This is a genomic window from Megasphaera sp. AM44-1BH (assembly GCF_003467125.1).
Classification (GTDB): Bacteria; Bacillota; Negativicutes; order Veillonellales; family Megasphaeraceae; genus Megasphaera.
Genome location: NZ_QSFA01000024.1, coordinates 1 through 26,686, shown reverse-complemented (window position 1 = coordinate 26,686; position 26,686 = coordinate 1). Strand labels below are relative to the sequence as shown.

The window sequence follows — 26,686 nt, the reverse complement described above, 5'->3', positions numbered from 1 at the left end:
TACGGGATGCGCAGGGAATGATACAGGTCGATGACATCATCAAAGGTGATGGATGCGCCATTGGCCGTCACGCCCAGTTCCGCAGACGGAAATACACCGGTCGGCTTGTTCCTCCCATCGCCGATGAGGAAGGCTTCTTCTTCCTTCGTGCCGATACGGCGGGCAAATTCGCCGGCGATATAGCTTTCCAGGTCGAAGACGCTGTCATTCAGGAGTTCTTCCGACACACGGATAGCCGTCCCCAGCTTGTACGCCCCGATGGACTGCTGGCCGAAGGTATCCTGGCTGTCCGGATAGAGGCCGTTCTCTTCCATCCAGGATGCTTCGCCATGTCCCGTCACGACAGGAATCTTGCGGTCGCCGCTGGTATGGATGACCGTCGCCAGGCTGCGGAAGAAGTTCTCTTCCTGGAGCTTGTCGATGAGCTGATGCTCGAATTCATCCGGCACCAGGTAGCCGCCATCAGCATCCGTGCCCACGCTCAGGGCATTCTGTACATCGATAAAGTTCTTATGGCGGATGCTGTCCCAGAAGGCTTTCTGGTAAGCAAGGGATGCACGGCCTTTCTTTTCCGGCACCTGGTTCCCTGCACCGGGCTGTTCCGTGATAGGAGAAGATGTCGGCTGGGCCAGCTGGGCATCGAGCTGTTGCTGGCGTTCCAGGCGGTCGATTTCCTTGCCCAGGTTCACCACATCTTCTTCCATCTTGTCGTACCGGGCAGCGTCTTCTGCCGATACCATGCCGTTCTCATCACGGGCCATATCCAGGAAGGCTTTCGCCGCATCCCAGAGGTTCTTGCGCTTCTCGCGCAGTGCTAAAATCGTATCCATTGTATTTGTCCTCCTGTCAATGAATGAGCAATGCCAGCCGTTTCTCTAAGGAAGCGGCTGGCACTTTCTGCAAGGGTTTCTTTGGTTTCAGTTTCTGTACAAAGGAATTCGTCACCATGACCGGGCTGTACAGCATGGCTTCCGGCTGCTGTTCTCCGTCTTCCTGGTCAAAAAGAATTTCATCGGCAAAGCCCAGTTCCACGGCCTTCCGGGCATTGAGCCAAGTCTCGTCATCCATCATGTGCGAAATCTTCGTACGGGCCAGGCCGCTCTTGATTTCATAGGCATTGATGATGCTCTCCTTGACTTCGCTCAGCATGCCGATGGTCTTTTTCCATCTCGGCTTTGTCCCCATAAGCCAGGGTCGCCGGATTGTGGATCATCAGGATGGCCACCGGCGACATGCAGACCTTCGTCCCGGCCATGGCGATAACGGAAGCCGCTGAAGCCGCCAGGCCGTCAATCTTGACGGTGACGTTCCCGGGATAATCCATGAGCATGTTATAGATCTGGGCAGCGGCAAAACAGTCACCGCCCGGACTGTTGATCCAGAGGGTGATATCTCCGCTGCCCGCGTTCAGTTCATCCTTGAACGCCTTCGGGGTCACTTCATCGCCCCACCAGGTCTCGTCCGAAATCTGTCCGTCCAGGTACAGCGTCCGTTCGCTGCCAAAGGCATCGTGGGCAACATTTGTCACCCATCTCCAAAATTTATGTTTCATTCGTTTCTCCCTTCTGGGCAAAGGCCCCGGCGTCCTTGAGCTTGGTCATGCTGCCGTTCACCAGGTACAGGTTGCCGCCTTCCTCATCCGGCACAGGGTTCATGTCTTCCATCTCCCGGATATCGTTGGCGGACAGCCAGCCGTTCTGCCGACCGATGCTGTACCCGGCCATGCGGCTCTCGTAGTCGCCGCGCAAGAGGCCGTTCACGTTGAACTTCAGGAAATACTGCTTTTTCTCTTCCGGCAGGAACAGGGCTTTCTGCATGGCCTGCTCCCAGCGGATAACCCATGGGTCCAGAGTGTATTTCACAAATTCCATGGACTGTTGCTCGATGTTATTGAAGGAACTTTTCTCCAGGTCGCCAATCATGTGTGGCGGGATGCGGTAGAGCCGGGCAATCTCATCGAGCTGGAACTTCCGCGTTTCCAGGAACTGTGCTTCTTCCGGCGGGATGCCGATCTGCTGGTACTTCATGCCTTCTTCCAGCACGGCTACCTTGTGCGCGTTGCCTGTCCCCCGATAGACAGCATTCCAGGAATCCCGGACTCTGCCCGGGTCCTTCAGAACGCCTGGATGCTCCAGTACCCCGCTGGGACTGGCCCCGTTGGCAAAGAAAGACGCACCGTATTCCTCGCAGGCCATGGTCATGCCCACGGCATTGCGGGCCATGGCAATAGGCGAATAGCCGACCAGGCCGTCAAAACCAAGGCCGGGGATATGCAGCACTTCTTCCTTCTGCAGGACCACCTGCCCGTATGGTTTGACATTCGGATTCTCATCACCCGTCTTGGTATACAGATAGAAAATCTGTCCCCGGTCATCCCGGCAGACGGTCATCTTGTCTGGACGCAGCGGATAAAGTCCCTGCACCCGTCCCAAGCGGTCCCGGATGATCTGGGCGTAGGCATTGCCCCAGATGAGTAGATGGCTCATAAGCGTTTCCCGGAAGATGAACGAGGTCATCTCCGGGTTCGGCTCATCATGGAGCAGATGATACAGCGGATGGTCATAGACCCGCTCCTTGCCGCCCGGCGTGTAACGGTACAGCTGTAGCGGCAGAGCTGCCAAGGTTTCCGCCAGGATGCGGACACAGGCATACACCGCCGTTGTCTGCATGGCCGTGAACTCGTTCACCATCTTGCCGCTGGTGGAAGGGCCGAACAGATAACGGAAATCCGTGCTGATGTAATAGTTCTGAGGCTTGTCCCGAGTACGGAACAGGCTGGATAAAAATGGGATATGCATGAAAACCTCCTAAAAAGGGATACTTAACCTAGTAATTGATAGTTTACAAACACGTTTTATTATTGGTAAACTATTTTCATAATAGTAAATCTCAGAAAGGAAATGAGCACTCATGGGCAGAATAACTATTGAAAAAAATACGGTGCAAGAAACATTAATCATTCCCCTCTATGCCAGGAAACTTGGCAATGAACTCTTCCCTCACATTCTCCTAGACCCTTATGCGGATGACGTAATCAGACATCTGAATTACGATTTTTCTACGCTTGATAAAAAGAAAGGTTCTTTTGTTTGGAAGTTTGGTGCCTTAGAAGGTATTCTTCGAAGCAAAGCTATTCTTTATGAGATGCAAGACTATCTATCTTCCCATCCAGATGCGGCTGTTGTGAATATGGGATGCGGATTAGATCAGACCCCTCGCTTAGGAGATAACGGAAGAATGAATCTATACAATATCGACAGGAAAGACATTATTTCCATACGAAATTCGCTTCTTCCCCCTATTGGCCGAGAAATCAATATCGCGGCTGATTTAAATGATGATACTTGGACTCAATACATTGATGTATTTCAAGGAGTTTTCCTGTTTGCAGCCGGAGTGTTTATGTATCTCAGAGAAAAAGAGGTACATCAACTTATTCTGAGGCTAAAGGGTGCCTTTCCCCACGGTTGCCTCGTATTTGATACTATCGGCAGCTTCGGTATAAAGGTACTGATGAAGAGAACATTGAAAACAATGGGAATACATGGCATAAAGGGAATGTTCTACTGCAATAACCCACTTCATGACCTAAGATTGGACGACGACATTAAGGTATCTGTACGAAAATACCTGACAGGCTATGTAGACCTGAAAAAGGAAGGCATCTCTCCACTTTTAAGGGGAATGGCGTATCTTTTCGATTGGGTGTTCAGAATGAACATCTGCCAAATTACCTGGTAATAAAAATCAAAAAGCAATAACACCCCGTTCGTCATAGACACTGCCGCTGCCTATTCCGTTGCGGATGCAGCGGTCCAGTGCCATGATGGACGCCACAATTCCGTCGATTTTTTCGACGGATTTTTCTTTGTCCGGCTTGATGTTCCCCGCCGGATCCTGCCGCATGACGACGTTGCCGGCCATCCATTTGAGGACGGGATTGCCGCCATGGAGGATGTTCCCTTCCATCAAGAGCTTGAACAGCTCCTTCGACGGTGGCGACATATCCTTGAATCCCTGGCCGAAAGGCACCATGGTAAAGCCCATGTCTTCCAGGTTCTGCACCATCTGGGTGGCGTTCCACCTGTCGTAAGCGATTTCCCGGATATTATAGGTTTCTCCTAAACGTTCGATGAACTTCTCGATGAAACCATAATGGATGACGTTCCCTTCCGTTGTCTGGATGAAGCCCTGCTTCTGCCAGACGTCGTATAGGACATGGTCCCGGCGGCACCGCAGTTCCAGCGTGTCTTCCGGCAGCCAGAAGAAAGGAAGCAGGATGTATTTCTCGTCATCGCTCCGTGGCGGGAAAGCCAGAACCAGGGCCGTGATATCCGACGTACTGGACAAGTCCAGCCCGCCGTAGCACATCCGTCCCCGCAGGAAGTCCCTGTCAATGGGAAGATTCCCCTTGTCGTAGACCTGTTCCGGTATCCAGCGGATGCTGGCCGAAGTCCAGATATTGAGCCGGAGCTGCTTGAAGACATTCTCTTCCGCCGGATTTTCGACGGCATTCCGATACGCTTCCCGGACGCGGTCAATCTGTATGGTGTGGCCCAGTGACGGGTTCGCCTTGTACCAGTTCGCTTCATCCGTCCAGTCTTCCTCATGTTCCAGGCCATAGACCACGGGATAAAAGGTGGCATCCTTCTTCCGGCCCGCCATCAAGTCCAGGGCCTTGGTATGCAGTTCGTAGCAGATGCTGTTCTTGTCATTGCCCGCTGTGGTGATGATGAAAAAGAGAGGCTGCTCCCTTGCATCACCAGAGCCTTTGGTCAGGACATCATAAAGCTTCCGGTTCGGCTGGGCGTGGATTTCATCAAAGACCAGGCCGGACACATTAAGCCCGTGCTTGGTCCCTGTTTCTGCCGACAGCACCTGGTAGAACCCGGCATTGTGGTAGTTGATGATCCGCTTCCCGGCCGACCGTATCTTGGAACGGCGCATCAGGGCCGGACTCATCTCGACCATCTGCCGTGCCACATCAAAGACGATGGATGCCTGGTTGCGGTCACAGGCTGCACCATACACTTCGGCACTCGGTTCATTATCGGCATAAAGAAGGTACAGGGCGATGGCGGCAGCCAGCTCGCTCTTCCCGTTCTTCTTTGGTATCTCTATATAGGCCGTCAGGAACTGCCGCTTCCCGTTCTCCTTGACGATGCCGAACAGATCACGCACAATCTGTTCCTGCCAGGGCAATAAGAGAAAAGGCTTCCCAGCCCATTTTCCTTTGGTATGACAGAGATGCTCGATGAAAGCGACGGCACGGTCAGCCTTTTCTTCATCATAACGGGAAGCCGGCAGCATGAACGCTGACGGCTTATATACAAACGCCAAACTTGTCACCCCCTTAGCAGCAGTTCCATTTCATCCGTTTCTGTTTCTGCCCCGTTTTCTTCCCCGATCATGCGGCTCCGGGCAGACGGAGTCAGGCCGAACTGCTCACAGAACTTCAGCATGATTTTGAGGTTCGTCTGGGCGATGGACACCTGAGGCACCTGCTGCAGGTATCCGTTCGGCGTCCGCACCATATCCCCATGCTGGGTGATGAACTCTTCGGCCCCTTTCCACCGGGCGTATGCCTGGCAGTATCCGGCAAAGGCCATCATATCCAGATTGGTCAGCATCCCCATCTCCGCGAGGACTTTTCCCAGGCGTTTCCATTCCTTCTTGGCATCGTCTTCCAGCCAGTCCGGACAGCGGGGCAGCCGTCCCTTAGGCAGCGGTTCTTTTTTGTTGAGCGGGCGATGGCCGGGATTTCCTTCCAGCACCTTGAGTGCTGTCGGTTTCGGTTTCCTTCCTCGTACAGCCAATGGCACTCACCTCCCAAAAAAAAAGCCCTTACGGGCTGTACGACAGAGAAGACCGCAACTGCGGTCTCCTCTTATTTTTCTGCAAGAAAATACCAGATGCACTAGTAAAGTCCTTCGAGGGCTTCGTATTCCCATTCCAACCGGCTGAGAGTCTGGCAGATGCACTGGAACCGGAAACGGTTCTTGCAGGACCGCTGTTCTTTCTTCAGTTCCTTGATTTCTTCCATCCGTTTTTTCAGGATATACCGCCCTGCTCCCTTCAGCATTTCATAGTAGTCTTTTTCAAATTTTGTCATCGCAGCTTCCTCGCTTTCGTGTGCTTTTTCTTTGGGGCTTTCCCCTTTGTCATGTATATATATCACTCTAAAGGCACATAATAGCAAGCCATTTTTCGAATATTTATGTATTTTATTTCATAACAAGGAACAGGGCCTTTCGGCCCCGTCTTCAGTTTTTCCTTATCGTGCGCTTTTCAGGACATCGACCAGCCATTCGGCACTCGGGTGAGTTTCCCCGGTCGCTTCTTCAAGAATCGGGAGAGCATCCTCGATGTAATGAAGCCCTTTCCCCACTTTGATAAACCTGACATCTTCGTAGCCTTTTATATCTGTCCGGTAAACCCTTGCGGTGCGGCTTTCACCGTGATAGCTTTTGCCATCCCAGCCTCCAAAAGTGAAGGTCACCTTTTCCTTCGTGGCTTTGAAATGGGCTTCGAAATCAGCTCTTGTAATTGCTGTCTTGTATTCGTGGAGTTCGAAATGGTTACGGAGTGCGTAAATGTTTGTCATGGTAAATTCCTCGCTTTCATGTGCTTGTTCTTTGGGGCTTCCCCCTTCGTCATGTATATATATCACTCTAAAGACACATAATAGCAAGTCATTTTTCGATTATTTATGCATTTTTCTACGAGAAAAGAGGCCTGCTATCGGCCCCTTATTGTTCGGAAGTTTACCGAAACTCAATGGTCAGCATCCCGCTTCCCATCCACCAGCTGCTTTCTTCATTTGGGTCTTCGAAAAAGACTTCTTTGGCTTCCCGTATCCGTTTGTCCATGTCTTCCTTTCCAAACATTTCGCAGGCTGCTTTTTTGCTGATTTTCTTTCCATCCAGTGTAATGATTGTTCTCATCGTTTTTTCCTCGCTTTCATGCGCTTTTTTCTTTGGGGCTTGTCCCCTTTGTCATGTATATATATCACTCTAAAGGCACATAATAGCAAGTCATTTTTTCTGTTATTTATGCATTTTATTAAACAAATTCCCATTCATCGGCGCCGGGTACCAGTCCGAGGCTGCCGCCCGTGTCCCACTGCACGTGGATGGTTCCGGCATCATCGACGTACTGGACCGTGCCTTCGGTACCTGCAGGCGGCGCCTGCACATCGTCCATGGAAATCAGCCGCACCCGTGCGCCTTTCGTCCTTGCCCGGCTGTTCTGTAGCCCCAACCGCAGGACGGACAGGTCGAAGCCGAACTTGCGATAATCCCGCTCCATGTTCTGGTAATACCATGCTTCCGGGATGCCGAAGTGCCGATCTTCGTGCATGATATACACCAGCCCGCGGATTGTGCCGTCAGCGGTTTCCACTTTCACTTCTTTTTTGTAATAGAACCGTGGAAAGCCTTCGTATGCATCAAGTCTCCGTTCGTCTGCCTCGGAAATGCGCCAGAGGACGACCGGCACGAAGGCATCTGCCTTCTTCTCGATAGTGGCGTAACATCCTGTCAGGGAACCTTTGAAGAGAAGTTCATATCCATTTACCCGTCCTGTCCCCGCAAGGGTGGCATCGGGACACCGCTGCGCCATCTGCACTTCACTCATGTTGCTGCCATAGGCAATGTAGATTCTTTGTTTCATCGCTCTCATCCTTTCTGAAGGGAATGCCCTTCTACCTCCCCAAGGGCAGCCGAAGCTGCCCGGAAGGCTATCTCCTTCAAGCGGCGGCATTGCGCTATGCGGAATTGCCCGTGAGGTGTTTGAGGAAGTGGAGGCGGCAGGTCTTGAATTCGTCGCCGATGAGTCCGAGCCGGAGCATCCAGCACCGGAAGGCGTATTTCTCATTATCCGTCTCGGTCTTCCGTGCCGAGGCCTTCTTCTGCGTGAGGGCCTGATGGGCGACAGCCAGGCAGAACTGGATGTATGCCTTGATTTCCCCGGCGTGAAGCGTCCCGTTGAAAAGCCGGAATTCGACGGTTCCCTTGGTGAAGGTGGCGTGCAGGTTCAGCCCGTGGTAGCGGGTGCTGTTGTAATGATGATTCCGTCCATAAGGCGCTTCCTGATACCAGAGTTCAGCGATGCCGTCCAGGGTGACCGGCTTTTTCCGGTTGAGATCCTTCAGGAAAGCGGTGTTCGTCTTCCGGCAGTACCGGCTTTCCCGCGAGGGGTTGATCTGGAGAGCGCGGTAAATCATGTCTTCCTTGCTCGCCATAATGTTCACCAGGTTCCGCAGGGTCTTTGCCGTGAACTGTTCGGCCCCGACATGGATGTGGATGCCGCAGGACTTGTTGGCAAAAGCTCCGGCCTTGCGAAGCGTCCGCACCAGTTCCTGCAGCTTCGGGATGTCTTCGTAGGAAAGGATGGGACTGACCACTTCCGTGCGGTAGAAGCTGGAAGCATCTGTAATGTTTCCGTTCACCTTCTTCTGGGGAACCAGGCTGGAGTCGTTCATGGCTTTCCATTTCCGTCCCTGTTCATCCCTTGCAGTGTAGGTATCGTAGGCTCCGCCTTCGTGCCGACATTCCGTCCCGAAGAAGCGGGCCATGAGGCTGGCGGCCCGGCTTCTCGTAATCCCTGTCATTTCCATTTCGATTCCAAAGTGCAGTGTTTTCATAATCATCTCTGTCCTTTCTATGTGTGCGTGTGTTCTTTCGGTACACTATATATCACTCTAAAGGCACACAATAGCAAGTCATATTGAGAATAATTATGAATTAAATTGAAAGTTTACAGGTTCAGATGCCGGCGTTCCTTCTGCCGTTCAGCGTGGGCTTTGGCGTCCGCTTCTGTGCGGAAAGCACTCCATCCGTTCAGGCCTTTCAGCAGGGCCATGCGCGATTCGTGACTGGCTTTCGTTCCCATGCCGATGCGCAGGAGCCACATCCGCAGATAGTATTTCTCATTCTCCGGTTTCCGGGTGACGGGATTAATTCGTTTCGCCTTTTTCGCCGCGCCGACCATGAAGGCCGTCAGTTCAATCAAAGCACGGTTCTTCATGGCGTTGCCTGTCGCAACCAAATAGAATGTCACCGTATCTGCGGCAATCAGGAACCCCTGCCCTTCCTTTCCGTAGTTCTGATAGATGGCAAAGAAGGATGTCCTGTCTGTACCTGATTCTTCTTTCAGGTCTTTCACCAGCCTGTCCGGCACACGGATGTTGTCATGCCCTGCAGCCCGGTTCAGCAGGTGCTGCTGGGCATGGAGCATGAAGACCAGGTTGCGGAGCTGCGTCCCGTCCATGCCATCAATGGGGACCTTGATTTCCATCCTGTCCGGCTCCATTGCCGTCTGCGGCATTGCATCCATTTCTGGCATTTCTTGCGGCATTTCGGATGCCGATTCTTCTGCCGGTTCTGGCTGCGGAAGGATGCCTGCTTCCTGCAGGAACGCCGTGATGGCGGCTTCTGTCTTTTCATCATCGCATTCGATATCGCCGCTGCGAAGGATGCGGAAGCCCTGCCCTTCGTAGGCAAAGGCCGGCGTCCCGGTGTAGCGGAGCTTTTCATTATGGTTGAAGGGAATCAGCTGTCTGGCCAGTTCCTTGCGGTCGTTCAGGTTCGTCTGGATTGTCACGGTCTATGTACCTCCTTGTTTTGCTAGTACATATATCACTCTGAACGCCGATAATAGCAAGTCATTCTTGCACTTTATCATAAGTAATTTTCTCATTCCCACGCAGTACAAACACGCCTTCACTCCCGCACTCGCTGATATACCGCTTCACGATGACATCGACGAACTTCTCGTCCAGCTCGATGCCATAACAGATGCGGTCCGTCTGCTGGCAGGCCATGAGCGTGGAGCCGGATCCGAGGAACGGGTCCAGGACGATGCAGTGGCTCATGGACGAGTTCTGTATAGGATAGGCCATGAGCGCCACGGGCTTCATGGTCGGATGTTCCTTGCTGGCTTTCGGCCGGTCATATTCCCAGATGGTTGTCTGCTTGCGGTCGGAATACCACTGGTGTTTCCCGTTTAGCTTCCAGCCGAACAGGCACGGTTCGTGCTGCCACTGGTACGGACTGCGGCCCAGGACCAGGGCGTTCTTCTTCCAGATGCAGCAACCGGACAGGTAGAAGCCTGCGTCCTTGAAGGCCTTGCGGAAGTTCAGCCCCTGCGTATCGGCGTGGAACACATAGATAGATGCATCCTGTTCCATGTTCTGCTCCATGTTGACGAAAGCGCTGAACAGGAACTGATAGAATTTATCGTCCGGCATATTGTCGTTCTTGATTTTCCCCGCTGTTTCTTCCACATCCACATTGTACGGAGGATCCGTCAACACCAGATTGGCTTTCTTCCCGTCCATCAGCCGTGTGTAGTTTTCCGGTAGCATGGCATCGCCGCAGATGACGCGGTGTTCCCCCAGAAGCCAGATGTCACCAGCTTGGGAAAAAGTCGGCTTCTCCAGTTCCCCGTCCACATCGAAGTCATCTTCTTTCACCTTCTTGTTGTGGACTTTGGAAAAGAGCTGTTCCACTTCCGGCGCCTCGAAGCCCGTCAGGTCTACATTGAAATCGACGCTCTGCAAATCCACGATGAGGTCGGCCAGGAGCTGTTCGTTCCAGGCGCCGGTGATTTTATTGAGCGCGATATTGAGTGCCTTGACCTTGTGTTCGTCTTCGATATGGACGACCACACACTGGACTTCTTCATAGCCCAGTTCTTTCAGCACAGTCAGGCGCTGATGCCCGCCGATGACGGTCATGTCATAGTTGACGATGATGGGGTCTACATAACCGAACTCCTGGATGGAATTCTTGATTTTTTCGTATTCCTTGTCACCGGGCTTCAGCTGCTTCCTGGGGTTATATGCCGCAGGCTTCAGCTGCCCGATGGGCAGGACTTTCCATTCCATATCCGATGTCTTCATACACTGTTTCCTTTCTGGATGCCGCAGCGATGGCGGCTCCGTATCCGTTCAGATGATGCCAGCGGCAATAATTCCGTACGCTGTCCCGTGACAGCTTCGTTTCCCGGGCGATGGCCTTGTATCCCATCCCCTGTTTCCGCATGGCTTCAATCTGCCTGCGCTGGCAGTCATTCATGAAGGTTCCCTTCTCCCTGGCAATAAAAAAGCCCCGGGCCAGAAGCCTGGAGCTGCTTGATATTCGGTTGAAGACCGTCCTTATATCCCCCCTTATGAATTTCGCGTTTTTTCCCATTTGAGGGGGCAGCGGTCATGGACGGAAGGGCTGCAGAGATTGATATCCCCCCGCCCCGCTTGCTTTTCAGTACTTGTACTCGATGTCCCGGTCTTCGGTCATCGTCTTATGGTCATGGCAGCTCTTGCACAAGGGCTGCCAGTTCTTCTCATCCCAGAACAAATCCGGGTCGCCACGATGCGGCTTGATATGATCCACGACGGTTGCCGGGACCAGCCGTCCTTTCTCTTTGCAGCGGATGCACCAGGGATGACGTTTCAGAAAGAACTTCCTGGCTTTCTGCCATTCCCGTCCATAGCCACGCAGCATGGCGTTTTTCCGTTCGCCCTGGCACCGATGTTCATGTTCATCACAATATTTTCTTCCATATGGCACCAGCCTCGGGCATCCCGGATACTTACACGGTGTCCGCGGTCTTCTTGGCATTCGTATCATCTCCGATATCAAAAAAGGACCGATGGCGTTCAAGCCTCGGTCCTGCATTCTTTTCTTGCTGATTATAGTATATCTTACAGAAGCCAGTGACATCAAGTGCTGCTTTAGTGACATTCAGTGACATTCGCCAGAAATCTCGATGTGTTTCAGGGCTTCGTCATGCAGGCGGTACACCTGGCGGACATGAAGCCCCAGGGCATCGGCAATGGACGCCCAATCCTTGAAGGCCAGGTAGCGGAGTTCCAGGACGACCCGTTCCCGGGCATCCGGCACCCGGCTGATGGCCTTCATGATGTCTGCCTTGAGTTCGACCAGGACGTCGATGGCTTCATCCACTTCCTGTTCCATATCCATCATGCGGGCGATGGTTTCTTCCAGCCGATGCGGGTTGGGTGTCCCGCTCGGCGGGACCGGGCTGAGTGTCGATGATGCCTTGATGGCCAGCTGCCGCAAAGCGGATACCTGCTCCAGCTTGCTGTCTATCTGCATGTTGATGTTCCGTGCCTGTTCCAGGTACGCTTTGGCTTCCATACGTGTTCCTTCTCCTTCCGGTTCCTGCTTCATAGTATACCCCCATTTCCCGTTTTCGTCATGCTCAGGTCAGCTTTCACCGCCTCGATCAGTGCGGCCTGGGTTCCGTCTTTGTGTTCCAAGACTTTCAGGATACGCTCATCAATTGTATCCTTGGCTACAATGTGCTGTATGATGACTGTGCGGCTCTGCTGCCCCTGCCGCCAGAGCCGGGCGTTGGTCTGCTGGTACAGTTCCAGGCTCCAGGTCAGGCCGAACCAGACCAGGATGGAACCACCCTGCTGAAGGTTCAGCCCATGTCCGGCAGAGGCCGGATGGATAAGCGCCACGGGAATCTTTCCTGCGTTCCAGTCGGCGAAGTCCTTCGGCTCCTTCAGTTCCCGGGATTCCATACGCTTCTGGATGCGGTCTTTATCGTGCTTGAACCAGCACGCCACCAGGACCGGCTTCCCGTTGGCGCTTTCCGCCAGGTCTTCCAAGGCATCCAGTTTCCGGTCATGGATGGTCACCACATCCTTGTCATCTGTATAAATGGCGCCGTTCGCCATCTGCGAAAGTTTCAAGGTAAGCGACGCGGCATTGGCGGCTGTAACCTCGCCGCCTGGAAGTTCCAGCACCAGGGATTTCTTCAGTTCATCATACCGTTCCTTTTCTTTCTCGCTCAGGCTGACTTCCTTCGCTACGCTCACCAGCTCCGGCATTTTCAAGTAATCGGTCGCCTTCATGGACACGGTGATGTCGGCAATCTGGTGATAGATGGCTTCTTCCGCTCCCGGCAGGGGTTTGTAGGAATACACCACCATGCCATTGCGCTTATCCGGCTGGAAATACAGGTTCCGGTACTGGCTGATATATCTCCCCAGCCGCTTTCCCATATCCAGGATACGGAACTCGGCCCAAAGGTCCATCAGTCCGTTGCCGCTGGGCGTTCCCGTAAGGCCGACGATGCGTTTCACTCTGGGGCGCAAGGCCTTCATGGCCCGGAACCGCTTCGACTGGTAGTTCTTGAAACTCGACAGTTCGTCCAGGACGACCATATCGAAATCAAGGCGGCTGTTCTCATAGAGCCAGGCCAGGTTCTCGCGGTTCACGATATAGATATCCGCATCCTGCTGCAAGGCCCGCCGCCGTTCTGCCACGCTGCCGACCACGACGGAACAGGTAAGGCATTTCAAATGGTCCCACTTCTTGATTTCATCCGGCCAGGTGTCTCTCGCCACCCGCAGCGGAGCGACCACCAGCACCCGCTGTACTTCAAAGGTGTCATACATCAAGTCCCGGATGGCCGTCAGCGTCGTCACCGTCTTGCCAAGGCCCATGTCCAGGAACAGGGCCGTAACGGGATGGGACTTGATATATTCGATGGCGTATTTCTGATATTCATGCGGCATGAACTTCATGCACCTCCGCCCCCTTTCCCATCGGGCGTGTGGGCGATGGCATTCAGGACAGCGGGGATGTCCTCCATGGCATCCAGGACGAAAACCTGGCAGCCCAGTCTCCGCAGCATAGCATGCCGCTTCAGCTGCAGCGGCCTCGGCTTCTGCCCCGGCGCCTTCACTTCCACGAAGCCCATCTTCCCGTCACCCAATAGGACCAAGCGGTCCGGCATGCCTGAAAACGATGGCGAAACAAACTTCACTGCCATACCGCCTGCCTTCCTGGTTTCCATCACCAGATGATGTTCTATCTCTTTTTCCCGCATCGGTATCACCTCTTTTTTACAGGGGTGCAGGTCGTTGAAGGTCGTTCCGCAAACTTTCCTTAAAGGCATTTTTTCTATTTTTCAGCCCTAAAGGGAGTTTATGGATAGACCTGCACCGACCTGCACCCTTCCCTTTTCTCACAAGAAATCTGTGACTTTCAGTTTCAATCCGTAAATGAAATACCCTGCTTTCCGCTTGCGCCTGTCGAACCCGGCTTTCTCCAGGGCTCCATAGAAATCCGTCGTGCTGCGGGTATACTCATTCATCTGCTGGCAGTACAAGCGGTAGGCCGTATAAAGAGCCCCGGACTTTTCCTGGCATGATGGATTCACATCGCAGCATTCTTCCAGGAAATGGCGGAGCCAGTCATTCTGCCCGCGGTATTCCTGGATAGCATCCCGCACACATTTCGGCATGGTCAGATGGTACTCGCTGGCAATGACCTTCTCCGCCCCTTCGATGATCCAGCGCAGGATAGCAGGTCCCGCTGTCTCCACCAGATAATCCGCATAATTCTTGATTTCGCCATGGCCTTCAAACTGCGCCTTGAAGGGGATGACGATAAGCCGGCGCCATGTCCCTTCATCACTGGCCCCGACGCGTGGCAGATGGTTGGTGTACAGGACCAGCGTATGGGTCGGTACAAAGGTAAACGGCGTCTTGTATTTCTTTTCGGCGCCGACTTCATCCGTAGAGCAGAGCTGCTTCAGGACGGAAGTGGAAAGCCGGACACCTTCTTCCATCTCGGCCGCGATGACCATGCGCTTGCCCTTGAGTTCCGCCATTTCCGGCTTGATGTTCCGCTTGCAGTTCGCCGTCAGGGCATCGGCAGAAATGCCGCCGCAATAACTCCCCAGCACCCGGGCGATGGAGTTCCAGTACGTAGATTTCCCGTTCCGTCCATCACCATAGGCAATGACCAGGGCTTCCACATACACCTTGCCAATGGCCATGAGTCCGCAGATTTCCTGGGCGTAATCAATCAGCTCCTGGTCGCCTGTGAAAAACTCGCCCAGGGCCTGCTGCCAGACCGCTTCCCCTTCCTCTCCTGGATCGACAGCGGTACATTTGGTAATATAATCTTCCGGACGGTGATTCCGCCTGCCCGCCATCCCCTGCCGCAGGTCATACGTAAACGAAGGCGTGTTGAGCAGGAATTCATCCGCATCCAGGGCCTGGATGGGAATGAGCAGCATCGGCTTCAGGGCCTGCAGGGCCGAAATGATATAGCGCATGTCCCGCCGCTTCATGACAAAGGCATGATATGCCAAAGTCGCCTGATAGGACTGGAAGGCTTTCTGCTGACTGCCTTCGATGACTTTCTCCAGCATCCGGCCGCCCTTATCGATGAGTTCTGCCGCAACACCCATTTCCTGCAGCGCTTTTCTGCCAGCTTCCATCTGGTCCCTGGCATCTGCCAGCTGCAGTTCCAGGAATTCTTCTACCGCGCCGATAGCTTCCTGATGGGATTCAGCCCAATAGATGCCGTTGTACCGGAGGAAATCGGTACTTTCCGTATACCGCAGCTCATCACCATATTCCCGCTTCAGCACTTTGGCCTGACCGATATCCGAGTAGTCTTCCGGCTTCAGGCTGCCCTGACTGGCAAAATCGTTATTGTACTGGTCCGGACTGACGTACCCGTCCTGCCTGGCAATGCGTTCACCAAAACGCACAGCACTCTGCCAGATTTTATTGAGTTCCGAATCAGCAAGCGGCGGGTCGCATTTTTCGGCTTCTTCAAGAAAAATAGAGTATGCCCTCTCTGTTGCTCCATACCGTTTGATGACCCGGCCGGCAAAGCGGCTCATGGTATTATTGCGCTGTCCCTGGGGAATGCTGTGTGACGCAGCTTCCCGGGACTTCAGCACCTGGTCAATCGTCATTTTCCCATCCTGCCACACCACCTTCTCAGCCGGACAGCCGTAGATGAAACGGGCCGCATCAAGAGCCGCTTCGTCGAAAAAAGGATATGCGTGATAAACAGCCCGTTTCAGCTCCGTATAGCACGGTTCCTCTGTAATTCCGGGAATCCCGAAATAAACATGGAAGCGCGGCCTGGCACACTTCCCGTCTTTGGGCTTCATGTGATTCCGTGATGGGACGATGGCCACCGAGACCTCCGGCATCATGGCCAGAAATTTCTCCATGGTCATCCATTCAGCAGGATTTTCCGTATGCGAATTATCGCAGTCCATGACCAGGACATCCGATGAGAGAAAGTTCTCCCGTTTCCGGTAATCATTTTTGAATGCCACACAGACATGGTCAAACGCAGCCGCTGCTCCAAGGTCTTCCGCACAGCTGATTTTCCGCTGTTCCGGATAACGGCAATTGGCCTCTGCCCCCGAAACAGCAGCCGTATAAAGGGTAAATTCCATGATTCTTAAACCTCCTTGATATACCGGACGGGCTTCCTTTTGCGCCGGGCGTACTCGATTTCTTTCTGCATCCCGTCCGAGATGACATCGCCGAACACCCAGAGTTCCGCACACTTGGACAGAAGGGCGATATCCATGAAAAGGGCTAGGTTCCGCTCCGTCTTTTCATCCAGGAACTGGGGCAGGTACAGATGCGGGGCCAGCGGAATGCCTCCCTGGTCTGTCACATAGCGGCAGTATTTCCTCGCCCTGGCTGTATTGGCATCCACATTCCCGGCATAGGGCGAGCAGACATACACCACGGGCCGGAACGGGAACCTTGGAGGTTCCGCATTCCGGATGGCCTGATAGGCTGTGGGGTCGGGATAATGTTCGGCGTTACGCTTCGGGTTCATCTCCATCGCGCACCTCCATCAGTTCCCGGGAACAGTCTTCACACAGGACGGCTGTACCGAACAGGTCGCCCTTCCCATCGCCCAGGACTTCCTCCAGATCCACCAGGATTTCTCTGCCACAAACCGGGCAGCGGCAGAATACATTCTCATCGTTGATTTCGATTGTGACTTCCATGGCATCATGAATCGGTTCCTTGACGTAAAACATGCTTCATCCCTCCAGTTCCGTCTTGTAATAGGTCATGAGCATCTGTTTGCGCTGCTGGAAATCCGGGCAGGAATACAGCAGGCCGTAATCCAGGTGCTGCAGCCGGTCCAGCGCATGAATCTGCTGCGCGGTCAGATAAGGCCGGATGCTCTGCCCTTTTTCGATGCCGTTGGCCAGCCGGAACTGCTTGGCAGACATGCCGAGAACGATGCGGTTCAACATGTCGCATTCGTTGCTGAAGTGGTACGGCTTCGGGTTTTCATGCAGGCGGCAGATCATATCCGTCAGCATCGGGAATTCCTGCCGGGCAGACAGGAGCGACCGGACACATTGTTCCATCTCGTTGAAACGCTGGATGTAGAGTTCCTTGAAGTGCATCGCCTTCGGGCCTGTGTAGCCCATGACCAGCATCGTGAAGCCATCACGGGTCAGCAGGTAACGCGGCAGTTTTCTTCCTCTGGCATCTTTGTAGGTACTGAGTATAAAATTGTCATGGATGAAATTTTCACTGAGCCCAGATCTGGGCTCAATGATTCTGGTGATATCCCGCAATACGTGACGATGGCCTTTCTCAAAAGTTGCAGCGACAAACAGGCTATCGACTCTGGCTACCCCTTTCTGGTCAGCAAACACACCGTAATCATCTTCAGGAATCAAATTCTTCATAGCGGATTCCACCTTTCGTTAAAATTTCCGAGGAACTCGTCCTCTATCAGTAACAGGACAGAATCCGCTGCTTTAAGTACCTCCGTTTCAATCTTTCTGATAAAATTCACATTCGTATCCGTCTGCCCGGAGCAACAATCCTTCAGCCCACGGCGGTGTCCGGCCCATCTGCTCGCAGATGGCATCGACGCTGGCATCACGGCTGCATTCGATGATCAGTTCATCATGGACATGGCCGACGATGGCACAGCACCGCAACGTCTGCATGGCATAGCAGAGGATGTCCCGGCTGATGCCCTGGACTATGTTTTCCACAAACTTCGGGCCGTAGCTTTCCAGCCGTTCCCACTTCTTCGTTGCGCCGATGCCCTCATAGGTGACGGATTCCCCGCCGAAGCGGTTCTCGCCTATCTGGGGCTTCACATAGGAAAGCCGCCGTCCGCTTGGGAGCTGGATGAACAGCATGCCGCTCTGGCAGAGGAATCGGATGCAGCCGGTCCGCATGGGGATATGTTCCTTCATAGCCGTCTTCACGGCGGCATCTACCTGCCACCAGAAATCGACGATGTGCGGATTGGCCGACCGCCAGGACTGCACCAGAGGATACAGCTCATTTTCTGTAAGGCCCATGTCCAGGGCTCCCATGGCCTTCAGCGCACCTACGGAGCCGCCATAGCCAAGGGCCAGTTCTGCGATTTTCCCCTTCTGCCGGAGATGGCCATTGACGCCATGTTTTTCCACGGGAACGCCGAACATGGAGCTGGCCGAAGCACAATAGATATCGCCATTCCTGGCAAAGACATCCGAACGCCATGTTTCGCCTGCCAGCCACGACAACACCCTGGCTTCAATGGCCGAAAAATCCGATACCACAAACTTCAGCCCCTGCCGGGGTACAAAGGCCGTACGGATCAGCTGGGAAAGGACATCGGGGATGGAATCATACAGGAGTTCCAAGGCTTCATAATTTCCCTGGCGTACCAATTCCCGAGCTTCTGCGAGATCCGGCAGATGGTTCTGGGGCAGATTCTGCAGCTGGATGTGCCGGCCGGCAAATCGCCCGGTCCGGTTGGCCCCATAGAATTGGAACATGTCTCTGGCCCGGCTATCCTCGCAGGCCGTCATTTCCATGGCCTGGTATTTTTTGACCGAGGATTTGGCCAGCTTCTGCCGGAGCAGCAGTACACTGCGCAGCGGTTCTTCTGCCGTCTTCAGCAGTTCCTGCACCTGCTTCTTTCCCAAAGAATCGGTCTTCATCCCATGCTGTTCCAGCCAGCCGATCATCTGGATAACGGAGTTCGGATTCTCCAGGCCCGTCTTTCCCTTCAGTACAGCCATCAGGCTGTCCCGACTGCGGGCATCGATGACGATGGCATTTTCAGCCAGCGTCCGGTCAATGGCGATGCCCCGATCGTTGATTTCCTGGTCGAGATGATATTCATCCCATATCGGTTCCGGGACAGGATACTTCTTCAGCCGCTCCTGGATGGCCATTTCCACTTCCACATCCCGTTTGTTGTAGGACTTGAACAGCGTCCATTTATCGGGTGCATGCCGAGGTAGATTCCTCGTTCTGCCGCCATTCAATTTGGTTTCCTTACAGGGAACGCAGAAATAGCGGACCAGGTCTTTGCCTTCCTTCATCTTTTGGCTGTCCAGTTTCAGAACGGCCCCTGCGCCTTCCAGGGAAAGGGGCAGGCCCATATAGGCCGACCAGATCATGGAGCATTTCCATCCTGCCGGATTGAGGAACCTGGCACAGTCCCGGGAAAGCGGATGATGGTCATGGAACGGATCCAGGCTCATTCTCAGGTCACGCAGGTATCGCGACAGGCAGACCCGTTCAAAGCTGGCATTGAACGCCCACTTGGTGACAGATTCATCGGTCAGGGCATCTAGGATATCATCCGGGATGCGTTCTCCCCGCGCCAGGTCAACGACCTGCACCTCGCCGCCATCTATGGCATATCCGAAGAGGAGAATTTCAAAGGCCGGCGATTCAGCATATTTGTACACGCCGCATTTAACCAGGCTGACATCGCTGAATGTTTCAATATCGATACTGATGTTTTCCATACTCTTCACCTCGAAAAAACGGCGAGGCACAAGGCCCCGCCGCCGCTATTTACCACTACTTATTTCCGGAAGGATTCCATCTGCTTGCGGTGATATTCTTCTTCCCGTTCTTCCCGGTGCCGGGCCATTTCTTCATCCCGCTGGTCTTTTTTGATATCCGTATAAATCATGGCCACGAAGAACCCGCCGGCGCACAGTGCAACCAGGCAGTACAGACCATCCAGAATCAGTCTCATCATAGTTTCCATAATCGCGCCTCCTTATGCCAGGAAATCATCATCGTCAGCTGTAGCAAAATCATCTTCTGCACGGGGCTTGCCACCGAGGGGTTCGCCATCACGGATTTTCTGCAGATTGTTCAGTCCGCAAGCAATGCCTTTATTGCCGTTGCTGTTAAAGGCATAGAAGTTGATGGACGCACGGCCATAGACGCCGGAGTAGACTTCAGAGCGTTCCAGGATATGCTGGCAGTCGGCATCGACGATGCCCGGCTTGGTAGCCGAATTGGCATTGACGAAGAAGCTGTCTTTATACGCATCATCACCAGGGCGTTCCAAGTCGCCGTCACGGAGCGGGGTCTTGATAGCTTCGAGAGCCGGTACCACCCGACCATTACCTTTGAGTTTGCCCTGGCCTTCATCATAGGCAGCCTTGATAGCAGCTCGGACGCTTTCGACCGTTTCCGTATCGGACTTCGGAATGATGAGAGATACACTATACTTCGGCGTACCACCATTGATAGACTTCGGGTCCCAAACATTTGCATAAGACCAGCGGGTATTGACTCCTGTGATTACCTTACAAGGATTAGTAAATTTTTTTGTCATGATAAATTCCTCCTAATTTTCAATATTGAAATCGTCTGCCGCGGTGTGCATGGCCGGGCGTTTATCCGATTCCGGCACCAAAACTGGCTTGCCCTGCGGCTTTTCAACTAAATCTGACAACAATTCTTCGAACCGCTTCTTGCCAAGTTGTTTCGTCATCGCCGTAATGCCGAGCAGCTTTTTTTCATACGGGTCGAAGCCTGCTTCTTCTACTTTGGCGGCAACGGCGTCTTCGCTGACGTACCGACGGTTAGACCGGCCTTCGACCAATTTCCAACCGGCCCACTGCTTGCCGGAAAGGGCTTGCTGCAGGGCGTAATCTTTGACGTCGCCGGCCCAGTTCACCAAGTCATCGGCCTTGGCCAGGACGGCTTCGATTTCTTCATCCTGAAGCGTGGACGGGACGGCGAAATCATACCGGGCCAGTTCCAGGTTATATTCAGCCCTCTTGCGGCATGTCGCCTTGATTTTGCAGAAACGGCAATGGTCGCCAGCCTTGTACTCCCCTTCGCCTTTGGCCGCCAGTTCCGCGGCGGGCTTCAACACCGTTTCGGCCCACTGGAGCAGCTTTTCTTTGCTCATGGTGCAGGTACTGACGTTGTCCCGGCGGGGCTGGAAGATGGTCATGGACACCTGGCGGATATCATAGATACCATCGAACAGATTCAGTGCGCCGAGGGCATAGCACATCATCTGCGGATTCTTCTCAGCATCCACCAGGACTCCCAGGCCGTGTTTGTAATCGATGACCGTCAGGGTATCATCCGCCACGATAAGGCAGTCGCCGGTACCAAATCCGCCAGGCACCCACTTCGAGAAGTCCAGCCACTGCTCAATCAGAATCAGAGGGTCCTTACAGGCAGCTTTGGCAGCTTCGACCTGCTCCATCACGAACTCTGCGTACTCAGTTGCACATTCGGCCATCTCTTCATCAAAGAGCGTGAGTCCCTTCGTCGGATCTGCCGCATCACGGCCCAGCGCCGACAGCACCTTATATTCACAGAGGCTGTGGGCATCGGTACCCTGCAGGGCAAATTCGCTGGGCGTATCCGGAAGTTTGGCACATTCCTGGGCAGAAGGCGGGCAGGCCAGCCAGCGATAACTTGAGGAAGCGGAAAGCACCGCGTGCTTAGTCGGCATGGCCCATCGCCTCCAGTTCTTCCATTAAAGCCGGATACTTGGCCGCATCCACACCAGAAAGCTTATCGGCACCGAACTTCTGGATGAGCTGTCGTACTTCGTCCGTGTGTCCCTGGCGGGCTTTATCGGCAGCCACCCTGCGGACATCTTCTAGTGACAGCTTCTTTTCCGATCCCTTTTGTCCTTCGGCAGCAGGGACTTCATCCTTTTTCTCCGTCAGGGCATCGGCTATACGGAGAAGCTCCTTCCCGCAGTCGGCCAGTCCCGCCGCCAGTTTTTGCATTTCATCATTTGTCATACTGATTGACTCCTTTCGCTTTTCGTTGACCATTCAGAATCTGAAGATGTCTGGCGATGCTGTTAGTGATGATGCTGATGGCCATCAGCACATCGGCCAGTTCCTGGTCCAGTCTTTGCTGCACCAGATTATCAGGCGTTCGGACGTAGTTCATGTTTTTCCCCCCTTCCTTGAAGGTTTCATCTCTGCCCTTCATCAGTAGTAGGACAGCCGCATCATCGTTAAGTACCGATTTAAAAAAAATCCGGCCACTCTTTTCGCAGCCGGATTTTCTACCTACTTAACGATAATCCTTGAGACGATCCTGCAGTAACACGTAAAGCTTATGTTTCCGCTTGTTGACGGCTTTCTGGCTCAGCCCGACTGACTCCCCGACTGCTGCTTCGCTGAAGCCGTCGGCAATCATCGTCAGGATGGTCCGATCGATGTCTTGCAGTGCAGCCAGTTCTCGCCGGAGAGCTATCAGGAACTCTTTCTCCAGGACAATCTTCTCCAGGTCGAAGTCACATTCTGGTTCCAGCTCGAATTTATTACGGAGCTTGTCGGCGGATACTTCAGCATCTCCATGCCGCTGTTGTCTTTTGTCTTCTCGCCAGAGTGGCCGCATATAAGCGCGGTATTGTTCTTCGGTTGCCGGAATCAGGATGGTACGCACCATACGGCAGCCGATTTTCGACCAGCGGACTTCGCAGTCTTTATACGGCTCGGTGATGATGGTTTCTGTAGTCAGTTCCAGAGGGATAAAATACCTTTTCTTCTCGTTTGTCTGTAGATTGGCCATGCGCGATCTCCTTCGCATAATGCGAAGCGAGAATCCACGCAGGCAGCCTGTCGATTTTGACCATAAGATGCATCCTCGCTTCTATGGTCAACCATCCCAGTAGGCTGACGTGATTAACTTTCCAGACCGTCTCTCGGCTCTGGGCACCCCCGCGTCCGGGAATGAACGTCGAGACGGAAATTTCATTTAAATGTCTTCATAAGCTCATCTATTTCCCCAAGGTATGATAAAATATAAGTAATTCATGGTGTTGCCTTGGTTGTCCAGATAGTTGCTCATTGGATCTGCTTTAATTCTAGCAATTCACTCTCATCAAAAATCGGACTGGACGGACAGCCTCGGACAATTTCGGACTGGACTCCTTTTGAAGGTGGTGTAGCATTTGGAATTTTCAGAGTTTACTTCCGGCTTACTTCCTTTTTGCATTGGACAGATGAAGAAAGAGCAATATTTCAATGAGATTATTGGGAATTTCATCCAGGATGCCTCTATGGACTCGTGTCCTGTCCTGCATAAGAAAGCCGATACAAAATATAGATTTTTAAAAGGTACTCGTAAAATTCAACCTGCTGATGCGAGTTATCTTTACGCCAATCGTGATAAGGAAAAGTTCTCTCGTTGGATTGCCAATAGGACCGAAGAATGTGATTCCTATGATGCTGTGGCAAAATGGCTGCGCTATAACGGGATAAACAATCCTTGCGTTGATGACGCTTGTGCTGATTTACTTGAAAAAATCATTTTGTCACTTATAGACGGCTCAGTAGCAACTAGTGAAATTTCCAGTGATTCCTCCGGCTTTACTTGCGATATATCTTTAATTGAAGATATTGAGGAAAAAATAAAGTTACTTCCTCGCCCGAATTCTATTCCGGTCCCGAAAGAAGCAACTGAAAACGAAAAAACATATATTGATGAATTATATAAAGCCTATGGTGATGCAGAAGGAGTTCCATCCTTTTCAAAGAAAGATTTAGGTGATTATCCTGATTATGCCGATGACCTCGATGATCGTCGAATCGACTATTACTCTGCCGCTTCTATTCAACGAGGTGTCTTGGAATTAGGGAGCAATAAACTTTCCAATCAGTTTGATGTACTCAAACAAGAAATTTTTGATGGGGTAAAAGATACAGCCAGGAAATTCCACCCCAATGGATATGAACGAATGTTATCGGTAATGGAACAAGCCGTAAAAATATCTGCACCAAATTATCTATTAAGTTCATCTCCTTTTTGGATTAGCGGAAAAATCAAAAAAGGAGTATGTCATCATCTTGTCAATGATCGTAAATTAAGGTGGGTCAAGAAAAAACATGGATAATATAAAGGCTATTAGTTCTGCCTTTGAAACGGCATTGCGTGTTCTTCTACTATTAAGTGAAGTTAAAAATCGTTCACTTACGATTACGCAAATATGTGAAATTGATTTTATTTCGGTATACGCAGCAGATTTTGGATTGCTGGACGAAAATCTGCATGGGTACGGAACTTACAGATTCAGCGAATTTTTAGCACGAAAGGCAAGCGTATCTAAAGCTGTAAAAAGCCTGGTCTTAAGAAAATGCATAAGATTCAAAACATCAAAAAAAGGTTATTTATTCCAGATAACTCCTAATGGCCTTGATTTTGCTAACAAGCTTAAAGTTTCATATGCTGAAGAATATCGATTAGCAGTTGAAACTGTAGTTGATACATATAGGTTATCAGAGTCACATATGTTAAAAGAAATCAATCGATGCACACTCCAATCTTTACAGGAGGATACTCATGAATAGATTCTACTTGAAAAAATTAATAGTTGCTGGCGGACAACACCAAAGCTCTGTAATTGAATTTAATCAGGGATTTAATCTCATCATTGGTCCATCCAATACCGGGAAAAGCTTTATAATGGATTGTTTGGATTATGTACTTGGAGCAACACCAAGCAAAACGCATCCATCTAAAGTCATCGATGCCAATAATGGATATGAACTAATATCACTTGAACTTATAACGCAAGGAGGGTGCGTAACACTCAACAGAAAAATTGGCGATAGTAAAATAGAAGTAATAAGTTCAGATTCATCTATCGAAAACGGACGTTATAGTGTTTCCAATCAAGCTAAAAAAAATATAAATTCTGTATTTCTGTCTCTTCTTGGAATTGATTCTGATCATAAAATATTATCTTCTGAGAAAGGAGATACTCAAAAACTATCTTGGCGGACCATGTTACATTTTTTCTTTCTCCGCCAACCCGATATTGCCAGAGAAACCTCTCCACTTATTACTCCAGGATGGAATGCACCAACGCCGTCAATAGCTACCCTTTTATTTTTATTAACCGGTAAAGATGCTAATAATTTACAAAAGCAAGAAGATCCGACGATAAGCAAGGCAAAGAAGAAAGCTCTTCTCGCATACATACAAGAGAAATTAGATGATTTAAGTAAGCAGCGAGCTGAATTAGAAAAAACTGCATCTCAATGTGAAATTGTAGATATTCCAAATGTAATAAAAGACTTAAAAAAACAAATTCAACAGATTCAAAATCATATTGATACAGCCATATCTAAAGGACATTTCATTATGTCTAAAATTTATGATTTAAATGGAAAACTTTCCGAATGTGAAACTGTAATTCACAATTTTTCTATCCTCCATCAACAATATCAATCAGATATACATAGATTGGAATTCATAATAGATGGCAGCTTAGCATCTCAAAATTTCCCCAAAGTTTCCCACTGCCCGTTTTGTAATTCAAAAATAACCACCCCACCTGATACGAAATACATAGAAGCATCGTCTGTAGAATTGGAAAAAATAAAATCTCATATTGAAGGATTATTTAAGGCTAAAGGCAGCGTCGAAAAAAAGAAGCAAAGTGTGCTACTGAATATAAAAAAACTAGAGGAGCAAAAAAATAAAATCGATTTATTGATTTCAGATGAACTTACTCCTCAGTTATATAAAATCCAGCAAGAACTAGAAGAAAAAATGAAGTTCATAAGAATTTCTGGCGAATTGGAATGTCTACGAAAAAACGAACTTCAATACAAAAAAGAATTGTTTGATAAAGAAACTGAAGAAGAGCCAGTTGTGACCAAACGAAAAATAGCCGATTTCTTTGACTACAATCTTATTCATGGTTTCGAAGAAAATCTAATAAAAGTTCTAACTGCTTCCAAGATTGGTGGTGCCGATACCGCACGATTAAACATGCAAAATTTTGACATTGAAATAAATGGAAAAAGTAAACTAGCTACAATGGGCGGTGGCTTTTGTGCGCTCCTTAATACAATAACGACTTATGCAATGAGTAAATATATTATTGAACAAAACGGCTATGCCCCATATTTTTTTGCAACCGACTCATCATTAACCCAATTATCAGAATCTGAGCAAATTCAGAAAGCAAACACTATTAAGCATAATTTCATTCAGTACCTTGTCGATCATGCATTAACGCGCCAAGTAATCATGATTGAACAAAAAGAACGTATGCCTTTTATTCCTGAAGAAAATCCAGCAAATGGCATTCATATAATTGAATTCACCGGAGATAAATATCTAGGTCGGTACGGCTTTTTAAATGATGTATTTAATGCCGAATAAGATGACCTTTCATAATATGAAAAAACGGCAGTAACGATAAAAAGCTATCGTTACTGCCGTATTCTTATTGCCGTTTTTTCTTCTCTTTTGCTATAAATCCGCTCTCCTAATTTTAGGCACAAAAAAAGCCGCCATCTGCCGACGTTTGCCTAGCCCTCGCTATATATGGACTTTTTCGCTATGCACACCGTTTCCAACATTGTATCAATCCCAAGCATCTTTGCTCAACCAGAAGGATTGTCTTACCCTGTACGGCCATTCCATATTTGACGGAAAAAACATCGGCTACATTCTCTGCTCGCTCCGGTCGCGACAACTTCCACTGGGACCGGGTAGCCCTTCTCCGCTGCAACACATCAGACCAGACAGTAAACGTCTCAGCCCAGGAATGGAAAATAAAGGGTCTAGTCCAACTTTTGTGGTTGGGCTAGACCTTTTTTTGTG

General features: G+C 51.1%; 31 protein-coding genes and 1 pseudogene. 4 read left to right on the top strand and 28 right to left on the bottom strand.

Going from position 1 to position 26,686, the window contains the following annotated elements; genetic code table 11:
- The 3 genes and pseudogenes from DW949_RS12020 to DW949_RS12010 all read right to left on the bottom strand — a co-directional run.
- On the bottom strand, positions 1-830 hold an 830-nt coding region (locus tag DW949_RS12020), incomplete at its 3' end, for a phage major capsid protein (protein WP_118023453.1).
- Between the two features lie 16 nt (positions 831-846).
- Positions 847-1,552: pseudogene (locus DW949_RS14000) on the bottom strand (head maturation protease, ClpP-related).
- Positions 1,542-2,798 (bottom strand): phage portal protein, encoded by a 1,257-nt coding sequence (locus DW949_RS12010; RefSeq protein ID WP_118023452.1) that lies wholly within the window; start codon positions 2,796-2,798, stop codon positions 1,542-1,544. Before DW949_RS12010 ends, DW949_RS14000 begins: the two are co-directional and overlap by 11 nt.
- Before the next feature lie 112 nt (positions 2,799-2,910).
- Here DW949_RS12010 and DW949_RS12005 point away from each other — a divergent pair, with 112 nt between their 5' ends.
- Positions 2,911-3,741 (top strand): class I SAM-dependent methyltransferase, encoded by an 831-nt coding sequence (locus DW949_RS12005; RefSeq protein WP_065360643.1) that lies wholly within the window; start codon positions 2,911-2,913, stop codon positions 3,739-3,741.
- Between the two features lie 6 nt (positions 3,742-3,747).
- Here DW949_RS12005 and DW949_RS12000 read toward each other — a convergent pair whose 3' ends face one another.
- The 25 genes from DW949_RS12000 to DW949_RS11885 all read right to left on the bottom strand — a co-directional run bounded on the left by DW949_RS12000 (position 3,748) and on the right by DW949_RS11885 (position 22,639).
- Complete coding sequence (locus DW949_RS12000) at positions 3,748-5,310, bottom strand: terminase large subunit (protein WP_118023454.1); 1,563 nt, start codon at positions 5,308-5,310, stop codon at positions 3,748-3,750.
- 35 nt (positions 5,311-5,345) lie between these two features.
- Positions 5,346-5,822 carry a phage terminase small subunit P27 family gene (locus tag DW949_RS11995; protein ID WP_288906477.1) on the bottom strand — a complete coding sequence of 159 codons (477 nt, stop codon included), beginning with the start codon at positions 5,820-5,822 and terminating at the stop codon, positions 5,346-5,348.
- A 95-nt stretch (positions 5,823-5,917) separates the two neighbouring features.
- Positions 5,918-6,112, bottom strand: a complete 195-nt coding sequence (locus tag DW949_RS11990) for a hypothetical protein (RefSeq protein WP_118023451.1) — start codon at positions 6,110-6,112, stop codon at positions 5,918-5,920.
- 162 nt (positions 6,113-6,274) lie between these two features.
- Positions 6,275-6,604 (bottom strand): hypothetical protein, encoded by a 330-nt coding sequence (locus DW949_RS11985; RefSeq protein ID WP_101912200.1) that lies wholly within the window; start codon positions 6,602-6,604, stop codon positions 6,275-6,277.
- Positions 6,605-6,764: 160 nt separating this feature from the next.
- A complete protein-coding gene (locus DW949_RS11980) occupies positions 6,765-6,944 on the bottom strand; it encodes a hypothetical protein (protein ID WP_118023450.1) in 180 nt (59 codons plus the stop codon).
- A gap of 118 nt (positions 6,945-7,062) precedes the next feature.
- Positions 7,063-7,671, bottom strand: coding sequence for a DUF4314 domain-containing protein (locus tag DW949_RS11975; protein WP_118023449.1), 609 nt, complete (start codon positions 7,669-7,671; stop codon positions 7,063-7,065).
- A gap of 94 nt (positions 7,672-7,765) precedes the next feature.
- Complete coding sequence (locus tag DW949_RS11970; RefSeq protein ID WP_118023448.1) at positions 7,766-8,650, bottom strand: amidoligase family protein; 885 nt, start codon at positions 8,648-8,650, stop codon at positions 7,766-7,768.
- A 107-nt stretch (positions 8,651-8,757) separates the two neighbouring features.
- A complete protein-coding gene (locus DW949_RS11965) occupies positions 8,758-9,603 on the bottom strand; it encodes a hypothetical protein (RefSeq protein WP_118023447.1) in 846 nt (281 codons plus the stop codon).
- A 61-nt stretch (positions 9,604-9,664) separates the two neighbouring features.
- Complete coding sequence (locus DW949_RS11960) at positions 9,665-10,888, bottom strand: site-specific DNA-methyltransferase (RefSeq protein WP_118023446.1); 1,224 nt, start codon at positions 10,886-10,888, stop codon at positions 9,665-9,667.
- Positions 10,839-11,078, bottom strand: coding sequence for a hypothetical protein (locus DW949_RS11955; protein WP_118023445.1), 240 nt, complete (start codon positions 11,076-11,078; stop codon positions 10,839-10,841). Before DW949_RS11955 ends, DW949_RS11960 begins: the two co-directional genes overlap by 50 nt.
- A 183-nt stretch (positions 11,079-11,261) precedes the next feature.
- Entirely contained in the window at positions 11,262-11,621 is a 360-nt protein-coding gene (locus DW949_RS11950) for an HNH endonuclease (protein WP_118023444.1), read from the bottom strand.
- 123 nt (positions 11,622-11,744) lie between these two features.
- Positions 11,745-12,194, bottom strand: coding sequence for a hypothetical protein (locus DW949_RS11945; protein WP_118023443.1), 450 nt, complete (start codon positions 12,192-12,194; stop codon positions 11,745-11,747).
- Positions 12,191-13,561 (bottom strand): DEAD/DEAH box helicase, encoded by a 1,371-nt coding sequence (locus DW949_RS11940; protein WP_118023442.1) that lies wholly within the window; start codon positions 13,559-13,561, stop codon positions 12,191-12,193. The genes DW949_RS11945 and DW949_RS11940 overlap by 4 nt, the downstream gene beginning before the upstream one ends.
- Positions 13,558-13,866, bottom strand: coding sequence for a VRR-NUC domain-containing protein (locus DW949_RS11935; RefSeq protein ID WP_026385621.1), 309 nt, complete (start codon positions 13,864-13,866; stop codon positions 13,558-13,560). Before DW949_RS11935 ends, DW949_RS11940 begins: the two co-directional genes overlap by 4 nt.
- A 138-nt stretch (positions 13,867-14,004) precedes the next feature.
- Positions 14,005-16,248: a phage/plasmid primase, P4 family gene (locus tag DW949_RS11930; protein WP_118023441.1), complete on the bottom strand. Its 2,244-nt coding sequence runs from the start codon at positions 16,246-16,248 to the stop codon at positions 14,005-14,007.
- 5 nt (positions 16,249-16,253) lie between these two features.
- A complete protein-coding gene (locus tag DW949_RS11925) occupies positions 16,254-16,649 on the bottom strand; it encodes a DUF4406 domain-containing protein (protein WP_118023440.1) in 396 nt (131 codons plus the stop codon).
- Positions 16,627-16,851, bottom strand: a complete 225-nt coding sequence (locus DW949_RS11920; RefSeq protein ID WP_118023439.1) for a hypothetical protein — start codon at positions 16,849-16,851, stop codon at positions 16,627-16,629. Before DW949_RS11920 ends, DW949_RS11925 begins: the two co-directional genes overlap by 23 nt.
- 3 nt (positions 16,852-16,854) lie before the next feature.
- Complete coding sequence (locus tag DW949_RS11915) at positions 16,855-17,517, bottom strand: Rha family transcriptional regulator (RefSeq protein WP_199595905.1); 663 nt, start codon at positions 17,515-17,517, stop codon at positions 16,855-16,857.
- Between the two features lie 87 nt (positions 17,518-17,604).
- On the bottom strand, positions 17,605-19,593 hold the full coding sequence (locus tag DW949_RS11910) for a DNA polymerase (protein WP_118023437.1): 1,989 nt from the start codon (positions 19,591-19,593) through the stop codon (positions 17,605-17,607).
- Positions 19,594-19,652: 59 nt separating this feature from the next.
- Positions 19,653-19,841 (bottom strand): hypothetical protein, encoded by a 189-nt coding sequence (locus DW949_RS11905; RefSeq protein ID WP_118023436.1) that lies wholly within the window; start codon positions 19,839-19,841, stop codon positions 19,653-19,655.
- Between the two features lie 12 nt (positions 19,842-19,853).
- A complete protein-coding gene (locus DW949_RS11900) occupies positions 19,854-20,420 on the bottom strand; it encodes a DUF2815 family protein (protein WP_118023435.1) in 567 nt (188 codons plus the stop codon).
- 12 nt (positions 20,421-20,432) lie between these two features.
- On the bottom strand, positions 20,433-21,560 hold the full coding sequence (locus tag DW949_RS11895; protein ID WP_118023434.1) for a DUF2800 domain-containing protein: 1,128 nt from the start codon (positions 21,558-21,560) through the stop codon (positions 20,433-20,435).
- On the bottom strand, positions 21,550-21,858 hold the full coding sequence (locus tag DW949_RS11890; protein ID WP_118023433.1) for an rRNA biogenesis protein rrp5: 309 nt from the start codon (positions 21,856-21,858) through the stop codon (positions 21,550-21,552). Before DW949_RS11890 ends, DW949_RS11895 begins: the two co-directional genes overlap by 11 nt.
- Positions 21,848-22,012: a hypothetical protein gene (locus DW949_RS13740; RefSeq protein ID WP_199595903.1), complete on the bottom strand. Its 165-nt coding sequence runs from the start codon at positions 22,010-22,012 to the stop codon at positions 21,848-21,850. Before DW949_RS13740 ends, DW949_RS11890 begins: the two co-directional genes overlap by 11 nt.
- A 126-nt stretch (positions 22,013-22,138) precedes the next feature.
- Positions 22,139-22,639, bottom strand: a complete 501-nt coding sequence (locus tag DW949_RS11885) for a hypothetical protein (protein WP_118023432.1) — start codon at positions 22,637-22,639, stop codon at positions 22,139-22,141.
- Positions 22,640-23,021: 382 nt separating this feature from the next.
- Here DW949_RS11885 and DW949_RS11880 point away from each other — a divergent pair, with 382 nt between their 5' ends.
- Genes DW949_RS11880 through DW949_RS11870 form a run of 3 tightly spaced genes read left to right on the top strand, consistent with a single transcriptional unit; the run spans position 23,022 to position 26,242 of the window.
- Positions 23,022-23,963: an ABC-three component system protein gene (locus DW949_RS11880; RefSeq protein ID WP_118023431.1), complete on the top strand. Its 942-nt coding sequence runs from the start codon at positions 23,022-23,024 to the stop codon at positions 23,961-23,963.
- Positions 23,956-24,417 (top strand): ABC-three component system middle component 2, encoded by a 462-nt coding sequence (locus tag DW949_RS11875; protein ID WP_118023430.1) that lies wholly within the window; start codon positions 23,956-23,958, stop codon positions 24,415-24,417. The genes DW949_RS11880 and DW949_RS11875 overlap by 8 nt, the downstream gene beginning before the upstream one ends.
- Complete coding sequence (locus tag DW949_RS11870; RefSeq protein WP_118023429.1) at positions 24,410-26,242, top strand: AAA family ATPase; 1,833 nt, start codon at positions 24,410-24,412, stop codon at positions 26,240-26,242. Before DW949_RS11875 ends, DW949_RS11870 begins: the two co-directional genes overlap by 8 nt.
- Positions 26,243-26,686: the final 444 nt, after the last annotated feature.